Origin of the sequence: Streptomyces sp. NPDC019224 (assembly GCF_040632605.1) — a bacterium.
GTDB lineage: Bacteria > Actinomycetota > Actinomycetes > Streptomycetales > Streptomycetaceae > Streptomyces.
Window position 1 is genome coordinate 1 of the sequence record NZ_JBEYCF010000097.1, and the last position, 6,770, is coordinate 6,770.

The following is a 6,770-nucleotide window of genomic DNA, read 5'->3' on the forward strand; positions in this document are numbered from 1 at the left end:
AGAACCCCAAGCCGTTCATCTGGACCAAGACCGCCGACGACATCCTCGACACCCTCGCCGCATACTGCACACGAATTAACGACTCAGGACACTAGTGATAAACCACGCATCCAACGTAACCGGAATCGTCGCCCCTGTAGCGGAACTTGCCGAAATGGCTCATCGGTACGGCGCGCTGCTGCTGCTCGACGCCTCTCAGAGCGCGGGTCTCCTGCCTATCGACGTGGCTACACTCAACTTGGACATGCTGGCCTTCACCGGCCACAAGAGCCTACGCGGCCCGACTGGCACAGGTGGCCTTTACGTTAGGGACGCGACTCAGGTCACGCCGCTCTACGAAGGTGGAACCGGCACCAGTTCACAAGTCCTGCGCCACCCTGCGGGCATGCCTGCCCGTCTGGAGGCCGGTACTCCCGATACCTTGGGCCTGGCCGGCCTCGGGGCGGCCGTGCGCCTGCTGCTGCAGGACGGGCTTGGTCCGGAACTGGAGCGACAGCTCGCGTTGGCCACCGACTGCGCGGCACGATTGGCTGAACTGGACGGCGTTACCGTGCACGTCCCCAGGCCGCGCCTGCCGCGTGTTCCGGTGCTGTCGCTCTTGGTGGACGGCTTGTTCCCTGGAGAGGTGGGCGCCCTGCTTGACGAACGACACGGCATCATGTCTCGTGCCGGGCTGCACTGCGCACCCCTGACCCACCGCGCCCTGGGCACCGGCGAGCGCGGAACGGTCCGACTCAGCCTGGGGTCCACAACCACGCCGGAAGACATCGACACCGCAGTGCACGCGGTGGCGGAGCTGGCCGCGGCCGCCAGGAGAGCTTCGTGACCACCGACCGTGCTGCCCTGCGCAGTGCCTACGACCGGGCCGCCGCTGAGTACGGCCAGCGGCGCAACCCTCGCTACGACCAGTTCCGCGCCGAACAGCTCGACTGGTTCGCCGAGCAGGTGCTGGCTACAGGCGGCAACCGAGTGCTTGACCTGGGATCCGGCCCCGGCCATGAGTCGGTGGAGCTGCGCAACCGAGGGCTTGTGCCACTCGCCGTCGACTTCTCGACCGAAATGGTCACTCGTTGCCGGGCGAAATCGCTTGATGCAGTGGAGCAGGATCTGTACGACCTGCGCGTATCGTCTGCTTCATGGGCCGGAGCCTGGGCCTCCTTCAGCCTGCTGCACATTCCCAAGGCCGATCTGGCACCGATCGTCGACCGAATAGCTGACGCGCTCGTACCGGGCGGCATTCTGCTCGTCCTGCTCTTCGAAGGCGACGGCGAGGGCCCACGCGAGGCGGACCGTACCTCCTTCGGTGTAGCGCGGTATTTCTCCTACTACCGCCAAGACGAGCTATCGGCTGCCCTCTGCAACCAGTTCGACATCGTTGACACCCGACGCTTGGACATTTCCCCCCGACCGACCATCACCGTGGCTGGTCGTCTGCGCAGTACCGGGCCTACCCCGGTCAAGGAGCACCATGTCTGACGACGCCTTCGCCGCTCTCTACCCTGCCGCTGCCGACCAGATGCCGGTGGCGATGCGTATGCTCGTGCCGCGTCGGCCCCGGCTGACAAGTGCCCCCGGTAACAGCGGGACCTTTGAGGAGTTCTACGCGCCGGAGTGCCGGCTCGCACGGTTCTCGGTGACTGGCACTGATGAGCACATTGCCGTCATCGACAAGGCGTTCCCGCACACCCGCTACGACTTTATGTTCCTGGTCGCAAACGACACCATTCGCTGCGCCCCCACTGATCTGTCGGACGCCACCCTCGCCGCGACGCTCGACGCAGTGCCTGAGTTCGTCCGCTTCGTGGCCGAAGCCGAGCCCCGCCGCGCGTACGGGCTCGACGACTGCACCCTCACCTTCGGTTTCAACTACGACCGGGACACCACGGACCGCGACAACGGCCAGTTTTTCGAAAAGCGCTTTCACATGCATTTCAACTGCTGGGCCGCACGAGACCTGAAGGGGATGGTCACCAGCCGCTTCGGTGACGTCACAGATCCCCGGATCAGGCGCACCATGCTGGACCCAGTCTCCTTCCTCGGGCCTTCCGTGATGCATGAGGCCCTGCAGCACCGATTTGCTATGCCAGCCTTGCACGGTGCCCGCGCGCTGCCACCCGACCCGACACGAGACGCTGCGCTGGGACTTCCGCTTGGCCTGAAATTCGAATTGCCCGACTGGGACTACGTGGCAACTCCGGACTGCCGACGGCTTATCCGTGACCTGCACACCACAGCGGATGCCGCCTTCCGCGATCTTCACGTTGCCTTCACCGGGGTGGCACCCCCTGGCAAGGCATGGTATCGCGCTCCACTTCTGCCACAAGCCACCGTCACGGCCCGTCTCGATGCAGTGCCCTACCTCTCAGCTGAAACGTGCACTTCGCTCGCCGTGCTGCGTGGCGCTTTGCGCGATGCCGACGACATGCCCGCGCTGCGTCGCAATGCGAGTCTCGCGGCATCCCGGCTGGTTCTTGCCGGGCTCGACTACCACCTCGGGATCTATTCGCCGCCCTACGTTGACAGCGCGCACTCAGGCACACGGCGTCCGGTGTACCTCTACATTCAGTTCAAATTGTTGAGCCGTATCGGGGGCGGACCGGCCATCGGCGGCGCAGCCGCCGTACAGGTGGATCGGTCTGGAGGGCCGGCGTTCACCGACGAGGAGTTGCAAGCACGACGCGGGCTGCTGGAAGAGTTCACCCGCCGTCAGGTCACTCGACTCGCCAGGCTTGGCACGATCGAGAACGTAAGACTCCCCGGCACGCAGTCCACGATCCGGGCCGACGGGCGGGACCACCTATGAGTGCCCGCTCTAAGCTTCACGTCCGACCGCCGACCGTGGTACTAATCGGACCTCCCGGCGCGGGCAAGGGAACCCAGGCCGCAATACTCGCCCACCATGGCTTCCGTCACCTCGCCAGCGGAGACCTGTTGCGACAGCACATCAAAGCGCAGACACCCCTCGGTCGTCAGGCTGGCCCCTACGTGCGGCGGGGTGATTTGGTGCCAAGCGAGCTGGTGGCCGGCCTCATCCGGGAGGGGCTGCGTGAATGTAGCAGCAAGCCGGTAGTGATCGATGGCTTTCCCAAATCCCGCACGCAGGCCGTCCAGCTGGACAGAATCCTGGCCGGGTCGGGCCGGCGCGCCGATCTTGCCCTGACCTTCCGAGCCGATACCGAGACACTGCGTCAGCGTTTGAGGGGCCGCGCGCAGGAACAGCGTCGAACAGATGATGACGCGACCGTCATCGAGCGCCGCCTCGCCGAGTTCGCCCATGTACCGACAGACCTAACGAGCTACTACCAACTCAGCGGAATACTGCGGACGATCCAGGCCGATGCTCCAGTCGAGCAAGTCGCCGCCGAGGTCGCGGCCCTGCTCCCTAGGCGGTAGCCCAACCCGCCAAGACCCCTACCACTCCCTACGAAGGATGCGCCCACGATGCTCACCCAGGATGAATACGCCGAGATCGCCGAGCAGTTTCGCAACGGATGCGTCTTCTGTAACCCCGACCAACGGCTCATCGTCGCCCGCTCGGAGCGCTTCGCTGTCTGCTTCGACGCGGCGCCTTTGGTTCCTGGGCATCTGATCCTGCACAGCACTGAGCACCTTAGCTGCGCGGGCGAGGTGCCTGAGACATGGTACGAGGAACTCGACGAGATACGCACCGCGGTCCGAACGGAGCTGGAGCGTCACTATGGAGCGGTGGTCAGCTACGAGCACGGCCGTGCTGGGCACTGTCTCAGTGACGGTCCCGAACATCGCCTGTGCCATCACTTCCATCTCCACTTCGTACCGGCCGACCTCGACGTAACCGTTGATCTGCATCGCCGTTTCAAGCACGTCCCAGTGGCCACCTATCGAGAAATCCCCCGATTGTACGAAGACTTCGGTGACTACCTCTTTTTCGAAACGGTTTCCGGCGAGATGAGCTACTTCCCGGTCGACACCGAGATCGAACGTCACTTGATGCGCACCCTGATCTCGCGGGCCGCAAAAACTCCAGAGCGTGCCGATTGGCGCGCTTACCGGAATGCTGACCTACTGATTGCAAGTATGAGGCAACTTGCAGTACACAAACTGGACGCACGCCAGACTCCCGAGGCTGTCCGACGGATGTCGATATGAGCGAGCTCCTTCTCCCGGCAGGCTTCACCCTGGGCGTGGGCGTTGTCGGGTCCGGTCGGACCGGACATTTGCTCGCGACCGAACTACTGAAGCGTGATCGTAGCCGGGTGTACGGCCACAGCCTTCCACAACTACCGGTTTTCCCACGGGGACTTCGAGCGCCGCACGACGATCGCACCGCCCAATGTCATCGCGGCAGTCGGAGGAGGTTCGATTACTTGGACCACACTCAGCCCCCGGCCGAAGCTCGGTGACCTCGTCAACTGGCCGGCTCCACGTAACGTCACCCGACAACCGCAGAAGGAAGAATCGCGTGACCGCGCCCGACACCAACGCGCTCGTCGTAGATCTCGATTCCCACCCAGGCGCAGCCTCGGCCGTCATTGCGGAAGCACCCCTTACTGCAGTCCCGCTGGTAATCACCGCACGGTCCTCCCGGTTCGACTTCGACTCCCTGGAGGACCTCGCGCGTGCAGGGGTGCACCACGGTCGGGCCTTTGGCATCAAGCCCTCAGACATAGTTCGTCCCCCCGCCTCACCTCCCGCAGCCTCCCGCCGCTGGTACCGGGCCGGCCACCATGCTCCCGGTGCCCAACCCACGCCAGGGGCCGTCACGCGTGACAGTCTCAACCAAGCTTGGACCCTGGTCTCTGTCTTCGGTCACGGCGACGGCATGCACATCAACATGGACGGCGTTGTGCTGTGCGGGGTTACCCGTGGCAGGGAGACCGTCAACAGTGTTCCCGTCCCTGCTGGGTGCAGTGCGACCGACGACCGCTGCAAGAAGCAGACGGTTGTCGCCGATGTTTACCGAGCTCAGGACTTGAACTGTAGGGTCCTGTTACTGCTCTCCTGCAACAGTCTCTCGCTCGCCTCGCAGCTCTACCCCAGTGACAACAGCATTGCTGTCGCCGCATGGGCGGCCGGCGCGGCCGAAGCAGTGATCGGCACAACACGTCAGATGATTCTCGCTCCCGGAGAAGTTGAGGACGCCGGGCAACGTGTCCTCAGCGGAGCGCCGCTAGGTGAGGTCGTGTGTGAACTGAATGCCGAACGTCTTGCGTCTGGCCGCAACGGCTACTTCGTGCTACTCGGCGACCCGAACTGGCGGGCTCCTGTCGAACATGCCCAACCCCTCGTTGGGCGGCAGCCCGAACCCTCCGGTCCCGACCAGACTGCGTCCAGGGCGCTCCCCACCCGCGACCTGCTGTCCCGGGTGGCAGACGGACGACGGCTCACCATCGCGCTTCGAATAGTCTGCCGCGAAACCGACGTCTCCAGCTCCGACACGACGCTGCGCAGGCTGGAGTCTCTGCGCTCCGCACTGGAGGAGCAGATCTGGGTTGCCGAGGCTCACCAGCAGCTCACCGGCGGCGTGCCACCGGTGACCCACCGCCGCCTGAACGCGGCCATTCAGGACTGGCAGGACGAGTGTCGTGCGGCCTTCGGCCAGGGCAAGTTGCTCTCTGCCAGCCCCGGCGGTGACGTCGGTGACCGCCTCACCCGGGCGCTCGCGCTATTCGCGGCTCCGACCCCACAGCTTCCCAGCGGCAGCATCTGTGACCGTTGCCGCGGCCGGGTCATGGCCCAGCCATTGCGCTTCCCGGGCGCTGCCTCCGGTCAGGCAGCCACCAGAGTTGCGCTCGAATGTGCGGCGTGCGGCCCTCGCGGGAACGTTCTGCTCGCACCACCTGGCGGGACTGACACCTCCACAGTGCCTGAACTGTCAGTGGCCCTCGACCCGACCGGCAGCAAAGGCTCCACAGCGACGTTCACGCTGCGGTACTCCACGGAGAGCACGTTGTCGGAGCTCCCGCTTCTGCTCCAGGTCAGGGACAAGTCTCGGGCCGATTCTCTGCCGGAGTTCTGGTACGAGCTGTCCCCAGGGCAGACGCTGCACACCATCCACTATCCGATACCGCCCGACTCGGGAAGCGACATCTTCTCGGCCCGCGCGGTCGTGATCAGCGCCGGTTCGCTGGAGATGCTGCGCTGTGTGTTTCCGGTCTGCTGAGGGAGAGACGATGACAACCGACGATCCGTCTCCGTACGAATGGCTGGAGGATGCCGAAGACTCACGCACCAGAAAGTGGATGGCCGAGCAACAGAATCTGTGCTTGGGCCAGTTCGCTGAACTCGCGCATCGCACGGACCTCCGCGCCGCACTGGCGGACCTGCATGCCTACCAGTCTTCTTCTGCGCCGGCCTGGCGAGGAGGAAAGGAGTTTTACTCCGAACGCTCCACTGATGGCAAGAGCTACGCCATCCTGGTACGCGACCACCGCTGTCCTCACGCGCCCCCCGTCCGGCTGTTCGACTCCGTTGCCCCAGGCAGGTCGAGCACACAGAAGGTGACCGCCTGGTATGTCTCACAGAACGGCTGCACTCTCGCCGTCGAACTTGCCGAGCGAGGACAGGAAACGGCTCAGCTACTGCTGCTCGATACTGCGACCCGAGCCGAACAGGCCATACCGCTCGACGGCTATGTATCAGGCTCATTCGCCTGGCATGGTGACGGCAGCTTTTTCTTCGTGCGGACAGGCGAGCTGAGGTTCCCCCGAGATGCGGAAGTCGATGACAGAGGGTCAGATGGTTCTCATGAGAGGAACATCGACCATGGCTGCCCCCAGAAAGTACTCACT

6 protein-coding genes and 1 pseudogene are annotated in these 6,770 nt (G+C 64.5%); all 7 read left to right on the plus strand.

Features of this window, described 5'->3' with window-relative positions:
* Positions 1-94: 94 nt before the first annotated feature.
* Entirely contained in the window at positions 95-826 is a 732-nt protein-coding gene (locus ABZ564_RS32440; RefSeq protein ID WP_360863052.1) for an aminotransferase class V-fold PLP-dependent enzyme, read from the plus strand.
* Positions 823-1,476 carry a methyltransferase domain-containing protein gene (locus ABZ564_RS32445; RefSeq protein WP_360863054.1) on the plus strand — a complete coding sequence of 218 codons (654 nt, stop codon included), beginning with the start codon at positions 823-825 and terminating at the stop codon, positions 1,474-1,476. The genes ABZ564_RS32440 and ABZ564_RS32445 overlap by 4 nt, the downstream gene beginning before the upstream one ends.
* On the plus strand, positions 1,469-2,803 hold the full coding sequence (locus ABZ564_RS32450; protein WP_360863056.1) for a hypothetical protein: 1,335 nt from the start codon (positions 1,469-1,471) through the stop codon (positions 2,801-2,803). The genes ABZ564_RS32445 and ABZ564_RS32450 overlap by 8 nt, the downstream gene beginning before the upstream one ends.
* Entirely contained in the window at positions 2,800-3,393 is a 594-nt protein-coding gene (locus ABZ564_RS32455) for a nucleoside monophosphate kinase (protein ID WP_360863058.1), read from the plus strand. Before ABZ564_RS32450 ends, ABZ564_RS32455 begins: the two co-directional genes overlap by 4 nt.
* Before the next feature lie 48 nt (positions 3,394-3,441).
* Positions 3,442-4,128 carry a hypothetical protein gene (locus ABZ564_RS32460; RefSeq protein WP_360863059.1) on the plus strand — a complete coding sequence of 229 codons (687 nt, stop codon included), beginning with the start codon at positions 3,442-3,444 and terminating at the stop codon, positions 4,126-4,128.
* 313 nt (positions 4,129-4,441) lie between these two features.
* Entirely contained in the window at positions 4,442-6,142 is a 1,701-nt protein-coding gene (locus ABZ564_RS32465) for a hypothetical protein (RefSeq protein WP_360863061.1), read from the plus strand.
* 10 nt (positions 6,143-6,152) lie between these two features.
* A pseudogene (locus tag ABZ564_RS32470) lies at positions 6,153-6,770 on the plus strand (hypothetical protein); the annotation flags it as partial.

Bases quoted from the DNA above. Each gene is read 5' to 3' on its own strand.
- ABZ564_RS32450 (WP_360863056.1), top strand. From the start codon at position 1,469: ATGTCTGACGACGCCTTCGCCGCTCTCTACCCTGCCGCTGCCGACCAG.
- ABZ564_RS32455 (WP_360863058.1), top strand. From the start codon at position 2,800: ATGAGTGCCCGCTCTAAGCTTCACGTCCGACCGCCGACCGTGGTACTA.
- ABZ564_RS32460 (WP_360863059.1), top strand. From the start codon at position 3,442: ATGCTCACCCAGGATGAATACGCCGAGATCGCCGAGCAGTTTCGCAAC.